Here is a 21632-nt window from a genome sequence, read left to right as displayed (position 1 = left end):
AAAGTAAGTATAGTTTTTTATCTTTGCAATAACGGTCAAAAAGGATAGTATAAATTATGGAGGTACAAGAATCTAAAACACTTAAGTTTAAAGGAAGAGAGTTCCCCTGCTGTACGAGTCTTACTATGGGAGTTATTGGAGGGAAATGGAAAACAGTAATTCTTTTTCATTTAATAAAAGGAACGCTTCGTTACAGTGAGTTAAGAAAAGAAATTCCAATGGTTACAGAACGAACTTTAAGTTTACAGTTAAAAGCCTTGGAAGAAGATGGTGTAATAAAAAGAAAAGTGTACACCTCAAAACCACCATTAAAAGTAGAGTATTCTTTAACTGATTTAGGAAAAAGTTTAATTCCTATAATTCAGTCTATCGCAGACTGGGGAGATTTTGCCGTAACAAACCATTCTAAATAATAATCTCCGTATATTATCAACTATTAGAGTTTAGATAATAAGGCAGTTTTGTTATCCTAAATAAAGCTTTTCAATTTTTATAATTACATTTGAGTATCAAATATTTGACCAATGAGAAAAGCTACTTTTTTATTATTAACACTTCTATTTATAAGTGCATGTAAGCAAAAAGCTGTAAAGGTATATTTTAAAAGTTATGATGAATCATCAGAAATAGAAAAACAGCAAGATCACGAGAAAAAGAGAATGCAGTTCAAATTACTTCAGTCTCATTTTTTAGATTTAAATAAAGAACTCAAACCTTTTGAAAAGGAGCTATCAAGATTTTCAGAAGAAGAATATCAACAACTAAAGCCATTAATTTTAGAAAAAGATATTCCAACTATTCAAAAGAGCATAACAAATAAAAAACTCACGTACGAAAAACTAACATTATTCTATTTATATAGAATACGAAAGTTTGAAAGTGATAGTACAAAGTATTTGAATGCAATTATATCTCTAAATCAAAAGGTATTAGAAGAAGCAAGAGCAAAAGATAAAGAATCAAAAGAAGCAAATGAATTTTCCTTGAATGGAATTCCAATTTTGATAAAGGATAATATTGATGCCGCAGGAATGATAACGACTGCTGGAGCTGTAGCTTTACAAAACAACTCAACTGACAAGGATGCTTTTATTGTCAAAAAATTAAGAGAAGCGGGAGCATTAATTTTAGGAAAAGTAAACTTAAGTGAATGGGCATACTTCTTTTGTGAAGATTGTCCGTTAGGGTATAGTGCCACTGGAGGGCAAACCTTAAATCCTTATGGAAGAAAAGTTTTTGAAACAGGAGGTTCTAGCTCAGGAAGTGGAGTTTCTGTAGCAGCAAACTATGCCGTAGCTGCTGTAGGTACAGAAACAGCAGGGTCTATAACTTCACCATCAAGTCAAAACTCAGTGGTTGGATTAAAACCAACAATTGGTGTTTTAAGTCGCTCAGGAATTGTTCCGATTTCAAGTACGTTAGATACTCCAGGTCCGATGACTAAAAGTGTCGTAGACAATGTTATTTTATTTGAAGCGATGCTAGGAAAAGATAATGAGGATGCTGCTTCTTTAGAAATAGAAGATTTTAAACCTAAAGAATTACTTAATGAAAGCTACACAATCCAAGGAAAAAGAATAGGAGTGCTAAAACCTATTTTAACAGATTCTATTTATAAAGCAAGTGTAGAAAAGTTACAAGAAGCTGGTGCAGAAATTATTGAGATAATACCACCTGAAATTTCTTTTGATGGATTTATTACACTGTTGAATATAGATATGAAACATGATTTACCTGAATACTTAGCTACTCACGGAAACAAAAAGCTAACAGTGAAAAATATACAAGATGTGGTTGAGTTTAATAAAAAAGATTCTACAAAAAGAGCTCCTTACGGACAACAGCTATTTGAAGGAATAATAAAAGATACGACTAGTTTAGCTCAGTTAGAGGTGGTAAAAGATAGTCTAAGTTATAATGGAAAGAAATTTTTACAAGCTTTAAAAGCCCAAAATTTAGATGGTATTCTATCAATTAATAATTATCATTCTGGTATTGCAGCAGTAGCGAAGTATCCGACATTAACAGTTCCTATGGGATATAAAAACTCTGGAGAACCTGTTAGTTTAACGTTTATAGGGAAGCCTTTTACTGAAAAAGAATTATTGCAGCTAGGGTATGCTTTTGAGAAACTAACGAAAGCAAGAAAGACTCCAGTTGATTATCATTAATAGGACTACATATAAAATAAAAACTCCCAATTCGGGAGTTTTTATTTTAATTCTCTAATTTGTATTTTCCAATATAACCAGACACATCTCCGCCAAGATAAAGATATCCATCATGCTCTTCAACAGAACTAGCTTCTGACACAACTTTACCAGTCGTGTCATAATAAGTTTTTAAAATCTCTCCATCAGCACTCAAATGCATAATCATTCCATAGCGAGCTACTTTAGGTTGTAAAAATAGAGGAAGACCATATACTAACTTTTTTACAAGGGGTTTAGAATGTATTGCATCTAAAGAAGGATCTCTTTTAGTTGAAAAACCAAGCCAAAAACTACCATCGGTTCTTCTAGAGACTCCATTAGGAAAACCAGGTAGGTTATCAAGAAAAATATCTGTTATTCCTTTATTACTGCCTTTTAACCAGTATCTAAGAATTCTATATTTAGCCAAATCTACCATTAACACAAAGTCATCCTTTTGAGAAACTGCAACACCGTTTCCAAAATAAGTACCCTCTATAAGTGTTTTTACTTCTTTGGTTTTCGGATTGTAACTATAAAGACCTCCATCAGGTTTAGCTTCCATTAATAGTTTCCAAATATGTGTTCTACTAAAAGGAATTTTAGAAGAAGTATTGGTAAAGTAAATAATCCCATCAGAAGCAATGTCTACATCATTGGGGATAAGAAACTTGTTCCCGTTTTTATCTTCACTTGCTAAAGTGGTAATTTTTCCTTTTTTATCTACACTAATCAACCCTCTTTCTAAGTCACAAGCAATTAGATTTTGATTGCTGTCAAAATGTAAACCAGCAACCCAAGATTCCGTATTACAAAAGACAGAAACTTTTCCCGATGTGTCAATTTTTAAAATTCTACCATCTGAAAAGTCTGTTTCAGAAATATGAACTCCACAATATAGATTTCCTTGTTTATCTATGGCAATATCCTCAGGCCCATACCAACCGTCTAAATCGATGTGTTGAGTTGAGCTTAGTAGTTCATTTTCATGAAGCGCGCCTACTAATTTAGGAGGTGTAGGAGGAAACCAAGCTTCTGGATTAATTGAACATGATTTAAAAGTAACACTGGTTATAAAAATGAGTAAGATTAATAATGTAGCGTATTTTACTAATGATGCAATTTTCATTGTATTTGTTTTTATAATTTATAAAGACAAAGAAAATGACAGTAATTTATTTCTATCTTGACAAATGTTAGGAAATAGTAACTTCTTTTCGAATCCTACTCAAAGATTCGGCAGCTATACCAAGAAAGCTTGCGATTTGGTATTGAGGAGCTCTTAAAACAATTTTCTTATCATAGTTTTTAATAAAGTCTAAGTACTTTTTCTTAGCCGATTTTGTTTGCATAGTTAGAGCTCTTTGTTGTGCACAAAGGTGATTTCTCTCAGCTAAAATTCTACCAAACTTCTCAAAGTTGGGAGATTCTTTATATAATTGAGTTAAACTTTCAAAAGAAATTTTATAAACTACGCTATCTTCAATAGCTTCTAGAAACTCAAGAGAAGGAGTTTGGTATATAAAACTATCAAAAACTGTTATAAACTGGTTATCGCAAGAAAAATAGGTTGTAAACTCTTTACCTTCTATATTTTTAAATGTTCTAAAAAAACCAGATTCAATAAAGTATAAATCCTTAGCTTTTCTCCCTTCTTTAATAACTAATGTTTTTGCTTTATACTCTTTTTTTTCTAATTGATTATAAAATGTTTTAAACTCATTTTCAGTAAGTCCGATTAAGTCGTATAATAATCTTTTGAGTTCGCTCATTTTTTAATAAGAGGTTAACGTAGTTTGTAAACATACAAGTTTCTTAATAACGAAGTTACCGAAAACAAGGATAAGAATCAAACTAATTTTTAGAGGTTTAAAGTTAAAGAAGTTCAATTAAAACGTATCTTTGCACACCGAATTTTTATAGTATGCGTACCAAAACAACAAAACAAAACAAAATTAATGTAGTTACTTTAGGTTGCTCTAAAAACGTTTACGATAGTGAAGTGTTAATGGGGCAGTTAAAAGCTAATGGTAAAGAAGTGGTTCATGAAGATGAAAATGACGATGGAAATATTGTAGTAATTAATACGTGTGGTTTTATTGGTAAAGCCAAAGAAGAAAGTGTAGAAACTATTTTACACTATGCACAAAAGAAAGAAGAAGGTGAAGTAGACAAAGTGTTTGTTACAGGTTGTTTAAGCGAACGTTACAAGCCAGACTTAGAAGCTGAAATTACCAATGTAGATCAGTATTTTGGTACACACGATTTACCAAATTTGTTAAAAGTTTTAGAAGCAGATTATAAGCATGAGTTAATCGGTGAACGTTTAACCACGACTCCAGAGCATTATGCCTATTTAAAGATTGCAGAAGGATGTGATCGTCCGTGTTCGTTCTGTGCCATTCCGTTAATGCGTGGCAAGCATAAATCGACACCAATTGAAGATTTGGTTACAGAAGCAACGAAATTGGCAGAAAAAGGGATTAAGGAAATTATGCTAATCGCACAAGATTTAACCTATTACGGATTGGATATCTATAAAAAGCGTGCTTTAGCAGATTTATTAAAAGAATTAGTAAAAGTTGAAGGTATAGAATGGATTCGTTTGCATTATGCCTTTCCAACTGGTTTTCCGATGGATGTGCTAGAAGTGATGAAGAACGAACCAAAGGTTTGTAATTATTTAGATATTCCGTTACAGCATATCAATACCGAAATTTTAAAGTCGATGAAGCGTGGTACAACGCACGAAAAAACGACTTCGCTGATTCATAAATTTCGAGAGGCAGTGCCAAACATGGCAATTCGTACAACATTAATTGTTGGATATCCGGGAGAAACTGAAGAGCAATTCCAAGAATTAAAAGACTGGGTAGAAGAGATGCGTTTTGAGCGTTTAGGAGCTTTTGAATACTCGCATGAAGAAAATACAGGAGCGTATGTTTTAGAAGACGATGTACCTGCGGATGTAAAGTTTAGAAGGGTGAATGAAATCATGGAAGTGCAGTCGCAAATTTCTTGGGAATTGAATCAAGAGAAAATAGGAAAGACGTTCAAATGTTTATTCGATAGAAAAGATGGAGAGTACTATTACGGACGTACCGAATTTGACTCACCAGATGTAGATAATGATGTTATTGTAGATGCTCGTGAACATTATATTAAATTAGGAGAATTTATAGATATCGAAATTTTTGATGCAGGTGACTTTGACTTGCACGGAAAACCAGTAGTAAAACAAGAAAGACCAGTTCCTTTAAATCAAAAGAGAAAATAAAATCAAACCTGCGCAATGCAGGTTTTTTTATGCATATTTGTCGCATGAAAAAAGCCTATTTTAACTGGAGTTCAGGAAAAGATTCGTCATTAGCATTGTATAAAATTTTACAACAAAAAGAATACGATGTACAAAAATTGATTACAAATGTAAATCAAGATTATCAGCGTGTTTCAATGCATGGTTTACATGAGGATTTACTGAATGCACAGACTGAAAGCATTGGTATTCCGTTAGAAAAAATATATTTTCCAGCTGAGGTTACAATGGATTTATATAATCAAAGAATGAAAAAGAAGACTGCGGAGTTAAAAGAAGCAGGACTTGTAAATGGTATTTTTGGTGATATTTTCTTGGAAGACTTGAGAGCATATCGCGATTCGAAGCTACAAGAGGTTGGAATTACTGGTGTTTACCCACTTTGGAAACAAGATACAAAAGAATTACTTAGAGAGTTTTTAGATTTAGGCTTTAAAACAATTACTGTTTGTGTGAATGCAAAATTGCTAGGAGAAGAATTTGTAGGGAGAGTTATTGATGAAGATTTTATTAATGAACTTCCTGATGGAGTTGATGTTTGTGGGGAGAATGGAGAGTTCCATACGTTTTGTTATGACGGTCCTATTTTTAAGAAACCTGTGGAGTTTGAAATAGGAGAGAAGGTATTGAAATCGTATACGTTACATAAAAACGATGATGACAATTGTTATCAAGATTCAAAGAAAACTAAGAAATTAGAAGAAACGACTACTAAAAACTATGATAGAAGTTTTTGGTACTGTGATTTACAGCTAAAAAAGTAATTTATTTATAGCTTCTAATAGTCTTTGAGCAGGAGCATTCTCTAGGCAAGAACTACAAGTATTGTACATAAACAAACAATCGATAAAGTCGGTTAGCATATGTAATAATAGCCCTAAGCCAATAATGTTGTATGGTCTTTTAAAAAAAAGTAAAATAACATACACTCCAATAGCATAGTAGGAATGAAATAGGTGAAACCCAAAACTACATCGGTTTGGGTCAAATATAGGGCTTGCTAATAAGTGATCTATATCTACTAGCATAGTTGCTAGTAGTGTTATAGCAACTTTTATCCAATTTTTTTTAAAAAAGAAGAAAGCGATAAAAACAGGAAATCCGAAATGTAAAAAATAATGGATGAATTGTTGCACTATGCTAAGCTATTTCTTTTTCTAAAGCTAAAAAATGAGTAACTTCTGTAGGGCTGTTTTTATATAAAGGAATAATATATAACTCACACTTGTAGTAGGACTTATCTTTTCTATAATTAACAATAATATCTTTAAAAGGTTTCCCTTTTAATAATTTATTTCTAATTCGTTTTCGAGTACTTTCTTTTGTCTTTTCTCCTTGAAAAAAACGTCCAGTTTTGTTAATAACAAAATCAATGTCATATCCAGTCATTTTAGAGAAGCCATCGTTAGCCCAAATAATTTTTTTTGTAACATCTGTTAATACAAGCGCTTCATAATAGTTCTCGTTTAAAATAGAAGTTATGTTATTTTTCCAGTTGTAGTTTTTACGTAAGTTTTTTAAAACATTAATATCATTAGAAACTGTTGAACTCATAAATAACTGTTGAATTCCCCAACTTAAAATATTTATACTTTTTTTGGAAGCGAGTGTAAGATTATTGGCTATTTTAGAATACTCATCATTAGTTAAGTTAGATGTATAAATATCAAGAGACATCATTTTGTCAAAACAGTTTTTCATACTAATATAATTTTTTGTAAATGTAAAAAATTAAAACTTTTCAAATACACCTAAACCAAAAAGGGCAAAATCATATTTCACAGGATCCTTTTTATCAAACGTTCTTAAAGTAAGATCAAGTTCTTGAATAGCTTTCCAATCATTTTGCTTCCTAGTAAGTATTTTTAGTTTTCTAGCAATATTTCCTGTGTGAACATCTAACGGACAATGTAAGTGTGCTGACGAGTGTGTTTTCCATATGCCTAAATCGACTCCAGTGGTATTATCGCGAACCATCCAACGTAAAAACATATTAATTCTTTTAGATGCAGAGCCTTTTAAAGGGTCAGAAACATGTTTTAGAGTTCTTGGTTGATGAGGGATTTCAAAAAAAACTTGTTTGAAACGATGTATAGCATGTTGGTAATTATCTACTTTATCTTTTGGTTTTAAAACAGCTTCTAATCCCCCATGATTCTGATAGATGTTTTTTAATGCTTGAACAAAGAACTTAAAATCATCGGCATTAAATGTTCTGTGTACAAATCCGTCAAAATTAGCTAAATCTTCTTCAGAATGATTGAGAACAAAATCATAAGGAGAACTTCCCATTAAATCCATCATTTTATGGGAGTTGTTAATAATCATTTTACGATTTCCCCAAGCAATAGTTGCTGCTAAAAAACCAGCAATTTCAATATCTTCTTTTACTGAAAATTGGTGTGGAATTTGAATAGGATCACTATCAATAAAATCAGGATTGTTGTACTGTATTACTTTTTCGTCTAAAAACTCTTTAAGCTCCTTTTTGTTCATTTTATGCTAAATCTCCTGCAAAACTAAGCAAAACAAAGAAAGCATTATAGCAAGCGTGTAATAATATACTCCATCCTAAGCCAAAACGAACTCTAATAAACCCTAAATAACCGCCTAAAATAGTTTGTGGAGCTACTAGTATTGGAGCTAATAAAAGTACGTTGGTGGTAATACCAAAGTTAGTTAAATGTACTAAACCAAAAAGTAGTGCAAACACATAAAAGGCTATTTTGAAGTTTTTCTTCCCATGAAATAAGGTGATTGGTGCTCTAAAAAACAGTTCTTCAAGCAAAGGAGCTAAAATAATGGTAAGAAAAGCAATAAACCATTTGGTATGAGCTTTTAGTAAATCTTCTACAGCGTGTTCATTCATATTGATCAAACCTAACTCTTCAACAAGAAGAAAAAGAGGAGATAATACAGCACCTGTTATAATACTTATAATAAGTAAATGAAAGAATTTTTGAAATCGATATGAAATATCTTGGTTAGTATCTTTTTCTAAAACAGGATTTTTTAAATAGGTAATGAGCTCTTGAAAAGTTTCTTTCATGGAATTGATTTATTAGTTAGTAGCAAGAAACTTTAAATAGTTACACTATTCAACAATAATTCCGTCTTTCATTGTAAGTGTTCTATCAGCCATTTTTGCTAATTCTTTGTTGTGTGTAACTAATACAAACGTTTGGCCAAACTCATCACGTAACTTAAAAAACAGTTCATGTAAGTTTTTTGCTGAGGTTGAATCCAAGTTTCCAGAAGGTTCATCTGCAAAAATAACAGAAGGTTCGTTAATTAAAGCTCTAGCAACAGCAACACGTTGTTGCTCTCCTCCAGAAAGCTCGTTAGGTTTGTGGTTTTCTCTATGTGATAATCCTAAAAAGGCTAGTAATTCTTTGGCTCTTTTTTCGGTTTCTACTTTTCCTTTTCCTCCGATAAAGGCAGGAATACAAACGTTTTCTAAGGCAGTAAACTCTGGTAACAACTGATGAAATTGAAAAATGAATCCGATATGTTTATTTCGGAAAGCAGAAACTTTTATATCGTTTAAATCTTTTATAGAAACACCATCGACCAATAATTCGTAGCTCTGATTTTTTAAAGGCTTATCTAAAGTTCCTAAAATTTGTAATAAGGTTGTTTTTCCTGCTCCTGACGGACCAACAATAGCGACGATTTCTCCTTTTTTTATATGAAGATCAACGCCTTTTAATATTTCTACCTCTCCGTAATGTTTGTGGATGTTTTTAGCAACAATCATAGTGTTATTTTCTTAGTACGAATGTATAAAAAAGAAATCAGATAAACTTTAGGGTTTACCTGATTTCAAATAATAAATGAACGAGTATTTAAATTATGTTTTTGATGTTGTTGTAATCGATAAAATAAACCAATCGAACAGAGAATCTATGCTGCATACTTTGGTCAAAAAGTTTTGAGATGTTGTCTTTAAAATCAATATTAGCCGGAGCAAAATCATGATCAGGCCTTATTGAGTTTCTGTAGAAAAAAATCAATTGACTACCAGGAGCAAATTGCCATTGATAGTTTAAGTCTAAGTTCCAGCTATTAAAGTTTTTATCGTGTTCTCCTTGATAATTATTTGAAACAAGTTCTCCATTATCTTCATTCAAACTATAAAATAGACCTAAATATGGAACTTTACTCCAATTATGCCTAAACGATAACGACGCTGCTGATTTTGTACTAAAAGTGTATTTTCCAGTTAATGAATTGTCATAAGTATCCCAATCTCGTTGCCCGAAAATAATGTGATTTTTTAAAGGAGCTAATAAAGGTTTTTCTTCTACATCATCTTTATCAATCTTTGTAACATACCCCTGACCGTTATTGGTTTTGCCATATCTAAAACCATAAATCAAAGAAAACTTATTAGTGAAACGATATCTAGGAGAAACTCTAAACCCATAATCTTCTTTAGGGTTGTTTTTGTAAAAAGTATAATACCAATCGTAGTCTATTGCAAACTTTTTTCTATAATCAGTAGACCCCCAATGATTCACATTTAGCCTTTCAGGTCTGTTAAAAAAAACTCCACTAGTAGTTCCTTGTCTAGGTTCAAAAAAATCTTTTCGTTCTGTGCTATAATTCAAGTTTCCTCCAAAACTGAATCGCTTTTTTGTATCAGCGCCAAAAGATAAACTAACATTTGTACCTACATACGTTCCTGGATTGTGTAAGAAGTTAATATCATAAAAAACATTAATTCTATAATTATTGAATATTCCTTTAGGTTTTAATAATCGATAGCCAACAAAACCATAAATAGCTTGTTCGTTGTTGCTAAAAAGAATCCCCATATCGTTAGGGTTGTAGTCTTTATTTTCAAAATTATATCCAATTTCTCCACGCCAATTCCCTGAATGTTTACCTATACTGGTATCGAAAGTGTACCCCGTATTAGGGTTGTCTTCATCGTCAGAGATACTACTCATTTTAAAACTTCCGTCTATATTATACCTACTTTTTTTATCCTCAACATGCCATAGAAGTCCAGTAACATTAGCATCTCTAAATCGTCCATCACGAGTTACATTGGTGTTAATTAAGGTAATAGATGAGTTTTGATTAAACTGTTGGTCTAACACCATAATATTGTAATTAGAAAATGGATTAACTGTAGTTTTATAAGTACTTACATTGCTAATAGTATCTAATCCATTAATTGTTTGCTTAGTTCTTTCAACAGTAGCTTCTGTTTTTTCAGTAATGGCATTAAAGAATCCTATTCCTAAACCACCTTTGGTTCTTCCAGATATTTTTATGGCGTTTAGCATTTGAACTTTATCAGGAACATCTATAACTTCATCATTTATTTTTTTTCCATTAATAAACTCATCATCGTCTTTTCGTTCGTTAGAAAATTGATCTATTGGTCGTCCTCCAATTCTTCTTGAGTAAAACAAATTACCTTTACTAAATAGTTCAGTTCCTTCAGTAAAAAACTGACGTTGTTCTGTAAATTGCTGTTCAAAAGGCCCTAAATTTAAGGTAACATTGTCAAAACCTACTTGGCTGAAATCAGGAATTAAAGTAGCATCTAAGGTAAAGTTTTCGGTAATACCATACTTTACATCCATTCCTACACTCCAATCAAAGTCAGTATTTCCATCTTTAGTGGTCGTAGTTGCCGAGGCATACGGATAAAAGTTTAATCGGGTAGGAGGTTTTATATTGGTGAAGTTTTCATATAAACCATCATATTGAGTCCAATTCCCTTGTTGATTATCAATATGGTTCCATGTAAATTGAGCATTTAAATTGAGCACTTTTCTGTGGTAATTGATTCCCCATGATTGAACAGGAGTATTAGCAAAACGCAAAGCTCTATAAGGGATTTTCATTTCTACAACCCAAGAATCATCATTCATACTAATATCGCTATCCCATACAGCACTCCAGTTAAAATCTTCATTTCCGTTAGATACTTTTGAGTCTGCTTGGGCTCCTGAACTGGTTACTATAAACTCAAAAGGATTTTGTCCGTCATCGTTAGGGTTAATAGTTATTAAAAAGAAATCGCTGTTACCAATATTGTCTCTGTTAGTAAACTCTGCAGGTATTTTAGATGGTTCAGGATCGTACATTTTAGCACAGATATAAATAGCATTATCATCGTATACTAATTTTACTATTGTTTTATGGGTGTCAGGTTCTGCTTTTCCGTTATCAGGACGCAACATTACAAAATCTTTTGCGGCTGGAGTATTTTTCCAGGCAATGTCATTTAATTTTCCGTCAATTTTTGGAGGGGTATCTACACGTACTACATTTAGTTTTTTTCTATTTTTATTAATGGTTTGGGCGGTTGTAACTTCAATAAAGAAGAAACAAGTTATAATAAATGCTAAAATCTTAAGCATAATTTATTGATGTATAGTGTTAGTTGTTGCGCTAAATTATTATGATTTGGATTAATAAATCATAAAATCATGTTAATTACAGTAAAAACGTGTTAAAAAAAAGAATGTTAAAAGTTTAAATGTTAAAAAAATAGTAGAATGAAAATTAAATAAAACTTGATTTAATTATAAATTAAAGTACAAATTATAAGGTATTATAAATTGAATTTGTATTTTTGTTCGACTTTTAAAAATTCATATCTAATGAACTTACACGAATATCAAGGTAAAGAAATATTAAGCAGTTTTGGCGTTCGTATTCAACGCGGAATTGTTGCAAATACTCCAGAAGAAGCTGTTGAAGCAGCAAAAAAATTAACAGAAGAAACAGGTACTGGTTGGCACGTAATCAAAGCTCAAGTACACGCAGGTGGTCGTGGAAAAGGTGGAGGTGTTAAGTTAGCTAAAAACTTAGACGAAGTAAAGAGCATTTCTGATGATATTTTAGGAATGATGTTAGTAACTCCTCAAACTTCAGCAGAAGGAAAGTTAGTTAACCAAGTGTTAATTGCTGAGGATGTATATTATCCTGGTGATAGTGAGCCAGATGAATTTTATATGTCAGTTTTATTAAACCGTGCTACGGGTAGAAACATGATTATGTACTCTACTGAAGGAGGTATGGATATTGAAACTGTGGCAGAAGAAACTCCACACTTAATTTTTACAGAAGAAATTGATCCAGGAACAGGATTATTACCTTTTCAAGCTCGTAAAATTGCTTTTAATTTAGGTTTAAGCGGTGGGGCTTTAAAAGAAATGGTAAAATTTGTTACTGCTTTATATACTGCATACATCAAGTCTGATTCTTCGATGTTTGAAATTAACCCAGTATTAAAAACATCTGATGATAAAATTATGGCAGTAGATGCTAAAGTATCGTTAGATGAGAATGCATTATATCGTCATAAAGATTATGCAGCAATGCGTGATTTACGTGAAGAAAATCCAATTGAGGTAGAAGCTAAAGCTGCAGGATTAAACTATGTAGATTTAGATGGTAATGTTGGATGCATGGTAAACGGAGCTGGTTTAGCAATGGGAACTATGGATTTAATTAAGCAAGCAGGTGGTGATCCAGCTAACTTCTTAGATGTTGGTGGTACTGCAGATGCACAGCGTGTTGAAACTGCTTTCGGAATCATTTTAAAAGACCCTAATGTAAAAGCTATCTTAGTAAATATTTTTGGAGGAATCGTTCGTTGTGATCGTGTTGCTCAAGGTGTTGTAGATGCTTATAAAAATATGGGAGACAAAATTAATGTGCCTATTATTTGTCGTTTACAAGGAACAAATGCTAAAGAAGCAAAAGAATTAATAGACAATAGCGGAATGGAGATAATCTCAGCTACTGAGTTCCAAGAGGCTGCTGACAAAGTAGGGGAAGTTTTAGGTGCTTAACTTAAAGCTTTTTTTAATTAATTCTTAGTAATATATTTAAAAACCTCACTGTTACAGTGAGGTTTTTTGTTTTAAACAAAGAGATTTAAAGCTTCAAAAGTTTACCTGCTAAGGAGACCTATTATTTCTGGTGCATAATATTCTCCTCTAAATGTAAAATAGTTCCCATTAGGTTTAATAATGATATAACTGTAACAAGGATATTGGAATTTAAAGAACGTTTTTTCTATAATTGACTCTTTATCTGCGTACCAAGAAAAGTAATCACTAAAGTTATTAACTGTACGTGTATCTTTAAAAATAAAAAACTGATATATATGTTCTTTATTCTTTAATTTTTGAACGAAACGCTTAAAACTTTTAATACTAGCAATGCTCCAAGGATTGTTAGGAATACAACAGTTGTCTTGCTTTGGGAAATAATTAATAATAATAGTTTTTGATGAGTCAATTTCTTTGTTAGATAAAAAGAAAAGATATTTTTTTATTTTATTATGGGTATTGATATCAATTCTCCCATATTTTCTTTGAGCAACTTTTATTAGGATTGTTGTAGTTGAATCTTTTTGTGTTTTGAAATGAAAAAAATGCTCATTTTTTTCGTTTGAAAAATACGCTTCTTTAGTGAGTTTTATAGAATTTTCATTAAGAAAAATAGTATCTTTCAATTGAGCATAAGCACCTAAAGTAATTATAGTAAAAAGTGAAGTTAAAAATTTTTGCATTTTTTCTATAAAAATACATGATTTTTATAGAATCACAATTTTTCTTTCAAAACTTCAATTTCATCACGTAATTGCGCTGCAACTAAAAAGTCTAAAGCTTTGGCAGCTTCTTCCATTTGTTTGCGTTTGTCGCGTATACGTTTTTCTATTTCTTGTTTTGATAGGTATTCTAAATCTTGCTCTGCAGCTTTTTGTGTGGCATTATCGTAATGATAAGAAGTAATCGCGTTTTTAGATAAAGTATTGTCTATCCTTTTGTTGATTTGCTTTGGTGTAATTCCATGTGCTGTGTTGTAATTAATTTGTTTTTCGCGTCTACGAGTGGTCTCGTCAATGGTGAGTTGCATGCTATTGGTAATTTTATCTGCATACATAATTGCTTTTCCATTTACGTTACGTGCAGCACGACCTACGGTTTGTGTTAACGAACGGTGTGAACGTAAAAAACCTTCTTTGTCAGCATCTAAAATAGCTACTAAAGAGACTTCTGGAAGATCTAATCCTTCACGAAGTAAGTTTACTCCAATGAGTACATCAAACAAGCCTTTACGTAAGTCTTGCATAATTTCTACACGTTCTAAGGTGTCAACATCAGAATGAATATAACGACAACGTACTTGAATACGAGTTAAGTACTTGGCTAATTCTTCTGCCATACGTTTGGTAAGTGTGGTAACCAAGGTACGTTCGTCTTTTTCTATACGAATTTGAATTTCTTCAATTAAATCATCAATTTGATTTAAACTCGGTCGAACTTCAATTTCAGGATCTAACAGTCCTGTAGGTCGAATAACTTGCTCTACAAATAGACCTTCGGTTTTTTGTAATTCGTAATCAGCTGGAGTTGCCGAAACATAAATCACTTGATTTTGTAGAGCTTCAAATTCTTCAAACTTTAACGGGCGGTTATCCATCGCAGCAGGTAAGCGGAAGCCATATTCTACCAAGTTTTCTTTTCGGCTTCTATCTCCTCCGTACATTGCGTGAACTTGTGGAACGGTTACGTGACTTTCATCAATCACCATCAAATAATCATCAGGAAAATAATCTAACAAACAGAAAGGTCGTGTACCTGCTTCTCGACCGTCTAAATAACGAGAATAATTTTCAATTCCTGAACAATATCCCAGCTCACGAATCATTTCTAAGTCGAATTCGGTGCGCTCTTGTAAACGTTTTGCTTCTAGATGTTTACCGATTTCTTTAAAGTAATCTACTTGTTTTACCATATCTTCCTGAATTTGATGAATGGCATTTTGTAGTATATCAGGTGAGGTTACAAATAAGTTGGCAGGATAAATATTGAGTTTTTCTAAACGTGTAATAATTTCATTAGTTTCTATGTCGAAGGTCTCAATTTCTTCGATTTCATCACCAAAAAAATGAATTTTATAACCATTTTCACCGTAGGATGGATAAATGGTTACTACATCTCCTTTTACTTTAAATGTTCCGCTTTTTATCTCAACTTCTGTACGGGCATATAAACTGGTTACTAAGCGATGTAAAAATTTGGTGCGAGATATTTGCTGATCAACTTCAATAGTAATAACGTTTTTTTTGAATTCAGTTGGATTACCAATACCGTATAAACAAGAAACTGAGGCTACAACTAATACATCTCGACGTCCTGAAAGAAGGGAAGAGGAAGTACTAATTCGCAAGCGTTCTATTTCATCATTGATAGACAGATCTTTCTCAATGTACGTTCCCGTAACAGGAATATAAGCTTCGGGTTGGTAGTAATCATAGTATGAAACAAAATACTCCACAGCATTGTTAGGAAAGAACTGCTTGAACTCAGAGTATAATTGAGCAGCTAAGGTTTTGTTATGGGCTAAAACAAGTGTTGGTCGATTTACTTCTGCAACTACGTTGGCAACAGAAAATGTTTTTCCTGAACCAGTAACACCTAAAAGTGTTTGGTACTTTTCATTAACTAAAATCCCATTAGCTAATTGTTTAATCGCTTGGGGTTGATCACCTGTAGGTTTAAATTCTGAGTTTAATTCGAAGTTCATTCAACAAAAATACGGATAGCTTTTCAATTAAACTATCCGTATTTATTATCTGTTTGATTATAAACTTACTTTCTAATTAATGAAAAATGTCCTGTCTTTTTTCTAACTTTCCCATTAGAGTCTATCAATTCAGCATTGTACCAATAATCATTTGAAGGAAGAATAGTACCGTTGTATATACCATCCCAACCCTGACTATTTTTATCAGTAATTTCATTAATTAATTTTCCAAAGCGATTAAAAATTTGAACTTTAACAACATCATAATAATCATTATCGACACCTAAAACTTTCCATGTATCAAAGTGTCCGTCATTATTTGGAGTGAAATGACGTTGAAAATAGATAGTTGAAATTTGATTAGATGTAGTAATTCCGCATCCGTTACGATCTGTAATTGAAATAGAATTTAGTCCAGGAGGAATATTGGTAAATGTGTATGATAGATTTTCATCTCCTTTAACAAAGTCACTAAGGTTTGTACTATTTAAAGCAAACTCATAATCACCAATTCCGTCCACAGTAATTTCAATTTTATTATTATCTGGATTGTCTTGATCGTCTACTGATTTAATGTTTACAATTAACGCTTGATTGGATTCTTTAACAAAAAATGTATTATATCCCATAAAAGGGGAAGTGATGTTTGGGTGAGTTCTATAGGCTTCAACTTTATATTCTCCTGAAGAATTAGCATTGTATACAGCTGATGTTTCTCCAGAGAGTAATTTTCCATTTAAATACCACTTGTAAGTGTCAGCAGTATTTCCTGAATCAGCATTCAAAAGGGTCGTATGTGGTTGAGGATTTAACCTTGGGTTATCAACGCAAAGAATAATATTATCAGGGTTTCCTTGAGGAACAGGCAAATCTATAACATGTAGGGTAAACTTACCGACACTTTCGCAAGCGTTGTTATTTTTTGATATAATTCTTACAAATACTTCTGTGTTATTAGTAAATAAATCATCATCATATGGAGGTAGAATTTTGTTTGTTTGTAATGAGGCATCGTTTGCTGTTCTATAAAACTCAATAGAATGGGTGTTACTTGTTAACGCGCCATTTGATTTTGTAATAATATCATTCTTTTTTATATCAAAATTAAAGAATGTGTTTTGACTACCTATACTTTGAGTAGCATTAGGGTTAGAAGCATTAATATCTAGTTCACAAGAATACATGTCGTCAAAAGTATCTAGACCAGATGAGTTAACAACTAAATCTAAGCTTCCTGTATTGAAGCATTGTGTTGTATTATTTATAATTTTTACAAGTAGTGTTTGGTTGAAAGGTGAAGTGTTAGTGTAATTTTGTGGTGATGTTATTGATATGTTATTGTCAAAATCAGTTTGATCGTTAAAAAAGAGAATAGTCACATTTGTATCGTTATTTGATAACTCTGCTTCTTTACTCTGTAAGTTAAATGTAGTAAAACCATCAGCAGGATTGTTGTCAAAATCACATTGCTGATAAGGAGGTAACATAATAAATGAGGGAACAGGATTTATAATTAGATTAAAACTAGTTGAAGTATTTAAGCATCCAACATTATTCTCAACTCTAACAAAAACAGTTTGAGTATTTTTTGAAACATTAGTATAAAGAGAGTTTTTATTAATAGGGTTTAAGTTGTTTTGTGCATCTGAAAGACTATGATAGTAGTTTATGGTATGTGTATTTGGGTCTAACATACCTAAAATTTCATTATCTTTTGAAGATAGTAAAAAAGAACTATATAAACCATCGGTATTGCTTCCACTATCAGTATCATCACATACAATATAATCTGATGGAGGAGTAACATTAATATTGTTGTTTACAATAATATTATAATCGGTTACAGAGAAACATTCTGATTTTATGTTTGTTAACCGTATAAATATTTTTTGAGGATTGCTTGTGTTTTTAAAGGTATTTGGATTTGGAATAGGGTTTGTGTTAGTTTGAGCATCATTATTACTCAAATGATAGCTAATTTTAACATCTGTTTGACCGTTTAATATTAGATTGTCGTTGGTAGTAAGGTCAAAATTAGTGCTATTATCGAAAGTACCATCGCTGTCACATTCTTCCAAGTCGTACGATTGACCAACTGTCGGAGGATTGATTGTTGGAGGCTTGTTAAAAGTAGCACTACCAGTCCAATCAATTTTGAAACTACTATTACCTATAGGCCTATCAATGACCAAAAAATAAGAATCATTATCGTTTACATTTAATGAACGAACAAAGCTATTGCCTTGAGGGCCTGGGCCTTCAGAGACATCTGTTTCAGATGCTCTAATACCTGTTAGGTTATTTCCTTGGTTACTTGCTGCTGGGTTTGTAGTAGAACAGCGTATGGCTTGACCGATGTTTCCACAACTTACATTTGGTCCAAAGATAAAAAAATCAAAATCGATATTAATATCTGTATTATGACTACCATTTGAGTTGGTAGGAGTAAGTGTAAAACCTAATGTTCCTCCTTTATCAATTTTAATTTTAATCCATAAACTATTATTTTCTTGGCTAGAGCATGTATTTGAACCTGAAAGCTCTTGAATACCTACACCGGTAGCATTTAAGTTTTGAAAACCACTGTTACCGCAAACTACGATTGCATCTGAGCAATCATTTTGAGCAAATACGTGTAAGCAAATAAAAAATAAACTAAAAAAAAATGTCTTTTTCATAAATGTGTAAATTATTTCCTCAGTAAAGAGAAATGCCCTGTCTTTTTTCGGGTTCTTCCACTTTTATCAATTAACTCAGCATTGTACCAATAATCATTTGAAGGAAGAATAGTACCGTTGTATATACCATCCCAACCCTGACTATTTTTATCAGTAATTTCATTAATTAATTTTCCAAAGCGATTAAAAATTTGAACTTTAACAACATCATAGTAATCATTATCGACACCTAAAACTTTCCATGTATCAAAATGTCCGTCATTATTTGGGGTGAAATGACGTTGAAAATAGATAGTTGAAATCTGATTAGATGTAGTAATTCCACATCCGTTACGATCTGTAATTGAAATAGAATTTAGTCCAGGAGGAATATTGGTAAATGTGTATGAGACATTTTCATCTCCTTTAACAAAGTCACTAAGGTTTGTACTATTTAAAGCGTATTTATAGTCTCCTAATCCATCAACAGTAATTTCAATTTTATTATTATCTGGATTGTCTTGATCGTCTACTGATTTAATGTTTACAATTAACGCTTGATTGGATTCTTTTACAAAAAATGTATTATATCCCATAAAAGGGGAGGTGATGTTTGGATGAGTCCTATAGGCTTCAACTTTATATTCTCCTGAAGAATTAGCATTGTATATAGCAGATGTTTCTCCAGAGAGTAATTTACCATCTAGATACCATTTGTATGTGTCTGTAGCATTACCTGTATCGGCATTTAATTCAACTGTATGTGGTTGAGGGCTTAGCCTTGGGTTATCAACACATAGGATAATGTTATTTAAATTACCTTTGGGGATAGGGATTTTTTCTACAAAAATTTTAAAATTACCAACTGCTTCACAAGATGTAGCTCCTTTATTTGAAATTCTAATATATACATCAGAATTGTTGGTAAATAAGTCATCTTCGTATGGGGGGATAATTTGATTTATTTGTAAGGAAGCATCTTCTGCTGTTCTGTAGTATTGAAAATCGTGAGTATTTTCTGATAGCGATCCACCTGAATTATTAATTATTTGTTGCGTCTTCAAAGAGAAGTCAAGAAAACCGTTGTTAGTGCCAACGCTAAATTTGGCATCAGGATTGGATGCATTTTCATCTAATTCATGGATGTGTTCATCGCTATAATAAGTTAATCCCGTTGGGTTTACTTGTAAATTAATAATATCCGTTTGATAACATTGAGTAGTGTTATTTGTAATTTTTACAGTTATGGAGTGGTTTATTGCTATTAAATTAGTGTAATTATTTTTGTTAATTGGAGATGAAAAACTAGTGTCAGTGGTTTCAAAAAAATCTATTGAAAGATTAGAAGAGTCATCAACCAATAATATTTCCAAAAGCTTAAGATTAAAGGTAGTAAACCCATCGTAACGATTATTATCAAAGTCACATTGTATATAAGGTTGAATCGGATTAATTGTAGGTTTTGGTTCAAATGTTATTTGTACTTTACCAGTGAATGTTTTTTTACAGTAAGAATTAGATTCTATTTTTATTTCGTATAAACCACTTCCAAAATTAGTGTTATCAACAGTTAATATTCTTGTTTTGGCTATTTCTTTTCCATCTTTAAACCATGTATATGTATCGCTAGGGTTGTTTTTTTCTGGTTGAATTTGATAACTTTCTCCAATACAAAAAACTTGGTTGCTATTGTTTAAAACCTCATTGTTAGCTAGATTGATTAATTTTACAGGTGCAAAAAACGACTGAATAAAAGGAGGTAATCCTTGTGAAGACATGGCGCCACCTAAGTTTACAGCGTTTGAAGTATATTGAATATCAGTAGCATTATCTTCTGGATTCTCTATAGCTCCCAAATAGGCTCTATCTGGTATGGAAGCATATATCTTTCCGTTTGGAGCTAATTGTAAAGCACCTCTATAACCTTGCTCTTGATGGACTTGAGTTTTAGTTTGTGCGATGTTAGCATCTAATAAATTATATTGAAAAACTCTGAAAGAGTTACTGTTTTCATGATATAAAGAAGAGTATAGTTTTGTAGATTCTTGAGAAAACTCAACACCATAAGGAGAACCATCAGTTGGACCACTTGTAAGAATTAGCCCGTTAGAAGCTACTTTACCTGTTGCGTTATCAAAATCGTATAAAACTAATTTTCCACTTCCATCATTTGTAAAGTCAGCAAGTGCTACTTTACTTCCATCTGGAGATGTTTTTAAATATCCTCTTTTATCTCTTAAATAGTAAGATGAAGATGAGGTAACAGGGTTTGTAGAGTCCACTCCGTTTTTATCAATTTTATAGGCGTAAAAAGTATCTTGTACGATAGATAAAATCCATATTTCTTTACAGTCTTTTCCTTGAACGGCTGTAACTTTTTCAGACCATTCTCTATCTCGACCATTAGAAAGGTTAACAGGGCCAGAAATAATTTCTCCTCCATTTCCTTTAGAAATATCTATGGTGTAAAACCTAAACCCTGGATTGTCAGGGTAAGGAAGGTTACCAATAAAATCTGTTCCTACAGTAAAAATATAATAAAGATTTTTATCTTCAGGGTTTGGAATAATTAAACCAGACTGTGAACTTGAAGGGTTACCTTGCAGGTCATTAGCTAAATTACCGTTAGAGTAACGCATTAGTTCATGGTTTTTCGTCCAAATATTAATACCATCTGAATAAAATAAAAGGTTCCCGTTTTCGTCAGAAATAGATGAACAACCTTCATCGGTTTTCAATAATCCATCATTTAAAGCTACCGGACTTCCAGAGTTAAAATCGAGCCCTGCATTATTTCCAAAATACCAAACATTTGCTTCTTTTTGGCTATAAAGTGATATAGAGACAATAATAAAAAACGCTAGAAGTAGTTGTTTTTTCATTAAAATGAATTTAATTATA

Annotated in this window: 17 protein-coding genes; 5 read left to right on the top strand and 12 right to left on the bottom strand. The window is 32.0% G+C overall.

Annotation, left to right across the window (positions count from 1 at the left end; genetic code table 11):
• The first annotated feature begins 56 nt into the window (after positions 1-56).
• The gene (locus ABMY20_RS14600) at positions 57-413 is read left to right on the top strand and encodes a winged helix-turn-helix transcriptional regulator (RefSeq protein WP_047790634.1); all 357 of its coding nucleotides are present in this window, start codon (positions 57-59) and stop codon (positions 411-413) included.
• 111 nt (positions 414-524) lie between these two features.
• On the top strand, positions 525-2171 hold the full coding sequence (locus tag ABMY20_RS14595; RefSeq protein ID WP_349265640.1) for an amidase family protein: 1647 nt from the start codon (positions 525-527) through the stop codon (positions 2169-2171).
• 46 nt (positions 2172-2217) lie between these two features.
• On the opposite strand, the gene ABMY20_RS14590 is transcribed toward ABMY20_RS14595, so the two are convergent.
• Together ABMY20_RS14590 and ABMY20_RS14585 are read right to left on the bottom strand one after the other, a co-directional pair.
• Positions 2218-3321: an SMP-30/gluconolactonase/LRE family protein gene (locus ABMY20_RS14590; protein WP_349265639.1), complete on the bottom strand. Its 1104-nt coding sequence runs from the start codon at positions 3319-3321 to the stop codon at positions 2218-2220.
• A 67-nt stretch (positions 3322-3388) separates the two neighbouring features.
• Positions 3389-3964, bottom strand: coding sequence for a Crp/Fnr family transcriptional regulator (locus tag ABMY20_RS14585; RefSeq protein WP_349265638.1), 576 nt, complete (start codon positions 3962-3964; stop codon positions 3389-3391).
• A gap of 152 nt (positions 3965-4116) precedes the next feature.
• Between ABMY20_RS14585 and rimO the strand changes: the two genes are divergently transcribed.
• Together rimO and ABMY20_RS14575 are read left to right on the top strand one after the other, a co-directional pair.
• A complete protein-coding gene (gene rimO / locus ABMY20_RS14580) occupies positions 4117-5469 on the top strand; it encodes a 30S ribosomal protein S12 methylthiotransferase RimO (RefSeq protein WP_349265637.1) in 1353 nt (450 codons plus the stop codon).
• Between the two features lie 44 nt (positions 5470-5513).
• Positions 5514-6272 (top strand): diphthine--ammonia ligase, encoded by a 759-nt coding sequence (locus ABMY20_RS14575; protein WP_349265636.1) that lies wholly within the window; start codon positions 5514-5516, stop codon positions 6270-6272.
• On the opposite strand, the gene ABMY20_RS14570 is transcribed toward ABMY20_RS14575, so the two are convergent.
• From ABMY20_RS14570 to ABMY20_RS14545, 6 genes are all read right to left on the bottom strand, one after another.
• The gene (locus ABMY20_RS14570; RefSeq protein ID WP_206337276.1) at positions 6261-6644 is read right to left on the bottom strand and encodes a DUF6122 family protein; all 384 of its coding nucleotides are present in this window, start codon (positions 6642-6644) and stop codon (positions 6261-6263) included. The two genes, ABMY20_RS14575 and ABMY20_RS14570, sit on opposite strands and share 12 nt — an antisense overlap.
• 4 nt (positions 6645-6648) lie before the next feature.
• Positions 6649-7209 (bottom strand): PAS domain-containing protein, encoded by a 561-nt coding sequence (locus tag ABMY20_RS14565; RefSeq protein ID WP_053056780.1) that lies wholly within the window; start codon positions 7207-7209, stop codon positions 6649-6651.
• 30 nt (positions 7210-7239) lie between these two features.
• Complete coding sequence (locus tag ABMY20_RS14560) at positions 7240-8004, bottom strand: TIGR02757 family protein (RefSeq protein ID WP_349265635.1); 765 nt, start codon at positions 8002-8004, stop codon at positions 7240-7242.
• A gap of 1 nt (position 8005) precedes the next feature.
• Positions 8006-8557: a CPBP family intramembrane glutamic endopeptidase gene (locus tag ABMY20_RS14555; RefSeq protein WP_349265634.1), complete on the bottom strand. Its 552-nt coding sequence runs from the start codon at positions 8555-8557 to the stop codon at positions 8006-8008.
• Between the two features lie 45 nt (positions 8558-8602).
• The gene (locus tag ABMY20_RS14550) at positions 8603-9265 is read right to left on the bottom strand and encodes an ABC transporter ATP-binding protein (protein ID WP_047790643.1); all 663 of its coding nucleotides are present in this window, start codon (positions 9263-9265) and stop codon (positions 8603-8605) included.
• An 88-nt stretch (positions 9266-9353) separates the two neighbouring features.
• Positions 9354-11888 (bottom strand): DUF5916 domain-containing protein, encoded by a 2535-nt coding sequence (locus ABMY20_RS14545; RefSeq protein ID WP_349265633.1) that lies wholly within the window; start codon positions 11886-11888, stop codon positions 9354-9356.
• Between the two features lie 243 nt (positions 11889-12131).
• On the opposite strand from ABMY20_RS14545, the gene sucC reads away from it, so the two are divergent.
• Positions 12132-13328: an ADP-forming succinate--CoA ligase subunit beta gene (sucC, locus tag ABMY20_RS14540; protein WP_239180343.1), complete on the top strand. Its 1197-nt coding sequence runs from the start codon at positions 12132-12134 to the stop codon at positions 13326-13328.
• 101 nt (positions 13329-13429) lie between these two features.
• Here the strand turns inward: sucC and ABMY20_RS14535 are convergent, their stop codons facing one another.
• The 4 genes from ABMY20_RS14535 to ABMY20_RS14520 all read right to left on the bottom strand — a co-directional run bounded on the left by ABMY20_RS14535 (position 13430) and on the right by ABMY20_RS14520 (position 21613).
• On the bottom strand, positions 13430-14053 hold the full coding sequence (locus tag ABMY20_RS14535) for a hypothetical protein (protein ID WP_349265632.1): 624 nt from the start codon (positions 14051-14053) through the stop codon (positions 13430-13432).
• Between the two features lie 32 nt (positions 14054-14085).
• A complete protein-coding gene (uvrB, locus tag ABMY20_RS14530; protein ID WP_349265631.1) occupies positions 14086-16074 on the bottom strand; it encodes an excinuclease ABC subunit UvrB in 1989 nt (662 codons plus the stop codon).
• A 65-nt stretch (positions 16075-16139) separates the two neighbouring features.
• Positions 16140-18752, bottom strand: a complete 2613-nt coding sequence (locus ABMY20_RS14525; protein ID WP_349265630.1) for a T9SS type B sorting domain-containing protein — start codon at positions 18750-18752, stop codon at positions 16140-16142.
• 11 nt (positions 18753-18763) lie between these two features.
• Entirely contained in the window at positions 18764-21613 is a 2850-nt protein-coding gene (locus tag ABMY20_RS14520) for a T9SS type B sorting domain-containing protein (protein ID WP_349265629.1), read from the bottom strand.
• Positions 21614-21632: the final 19 nt, after the last annotated feature.

Origin of the sequence: Tenacibaculum sp. SSH1-16 (assembly GCF_040104435.1) — a bacterium.
In the GTDB taxonomy this organism is placed as follows: Bacteria; Bacteroidota; Bacteroidia; order Flavobacteriales; family Flavobacteriaceae; genus Polaribacter; species Polaribacter mesophilus.
The sequence above is the reverse complement of the archived record's forward strand: the minus strand, read 5'-3'. Positions and strand labels throughout refer to the sequence as shown.

Excerpts from the sequence above, each read along its gene's own strand:
- rimO (WP_349265637.1), top strand. The coding sequence starts at position 4,117 with ATGCGTACCAAAACAACAAAACAAAACAAAATTAATGTAGTTACTTTA.
- ABMY20_RS14560 (WP_349265635.1), bottom strand. The coding sequence starts at position 8,004 with ATGAACAAAAAGGAGCTTAAAGAGTTTTTAGACGAAAAAGTAATACAG.
- ABMY20_RS14600 (WP_047790634.1), top strand. The coding sequence starts at position 57 with ATGGAGGTACAAGAATCTAAAACACTTAAGTTTAAAGGAAGAGAGTTC.
- ABMY20_RS14575 (WP_349265636.1), top strand. The coding sequence starts at position 5,514 with ATGAAAAAAGCCTATTTTAACTGGAGTTCAGGAAAAGATTCGTCATTA.
- ABMY20_RS14545 (WP_349265633.1), bottom strand. The coding sequence starts at position 11,888 with ATGCTTAAGATTTTAGCATTTATTATAACTTGTTTCTTCTTTATTGAA.
- ABMY20_RS14590 (WP_349265639.1), bottom strand. The coding sequence starts at position 3,321 with ATGAAAATTGCATCATTAGTAAAATACGCTACATTATTAATCTTACTC.
- ABMY20_RS14555 (WP_349265634.1), bottom strand. The coding sequence starts at position 8,557 with ATGAAAGAAACTTTTCAAGAGCTCATTACCTATTTAAAAAATCCTGTT.
- ABMY20_RS14525 (WP_349265630.1), bottom strand. The coding sequence starts at position 18,752 with ATGAAAAAGACATTTTTTTTTAGTTTATTTTTTATTTGCTTACACGTA.
- ABMY20_RS14585 (WP_349265638.1), bottom strand. The coding sequence starts at position 3,964 with ATGAGCGAACTCAAAAGATTATTATACGACTTAATCGGACTTACTGAA.
- ABMY20_RS14565 (WP_053056780.1), bottom strand. The coding sequence starts at position 7,209 with ATGAAAAACTGTTTTGACAAAATGATGTCTCTTGATATTTATACATCT.
- ABMY20_RS14595 (WP_349265640.1), top strand. The coding sequence starts at position 525 with ATGAGAAAAGCTACTTTTTTATTATTAACACTTCTATTTATAAGTGCA.
- ABMY20_RS14535 (WP_349265632.1), bottom strand. The coding sequence starts at position 14,053 with ATGCAAAAATTTTTAACTTCACTTTTTACTATAATTACTTTAGGTGCT.
- ABMY20_RS14520 (WP_349265629.1), bottom strand. The coding sequence starts at position 21,613 with ATGAAAAAACAACTACTTCTAGCGTTTTTTATTATTGTCTCTATATCA.
- uvrB (WP_349265631.1), bottom strand. The coding sequence starts at position 16,074 with ATGAACTTCGAATTAAACTCAGAATTTAAACCTACAGGTGATCAACCC.
- sucC (WP_239180343.1), top strand. The coding sequence starts at position 12,132 with ATGAACTTACACGAATATCAAGGTAAAGAAATATTAAGCAGTTTTGGC.
- ABMY20_RS14550 (WP_047790643.1), bottom strand. The coding sequence starts at position 9,265 with ATGATTGTTGCTAAAAACATCCACAAACATTACGGAGAGGTAGAAATA.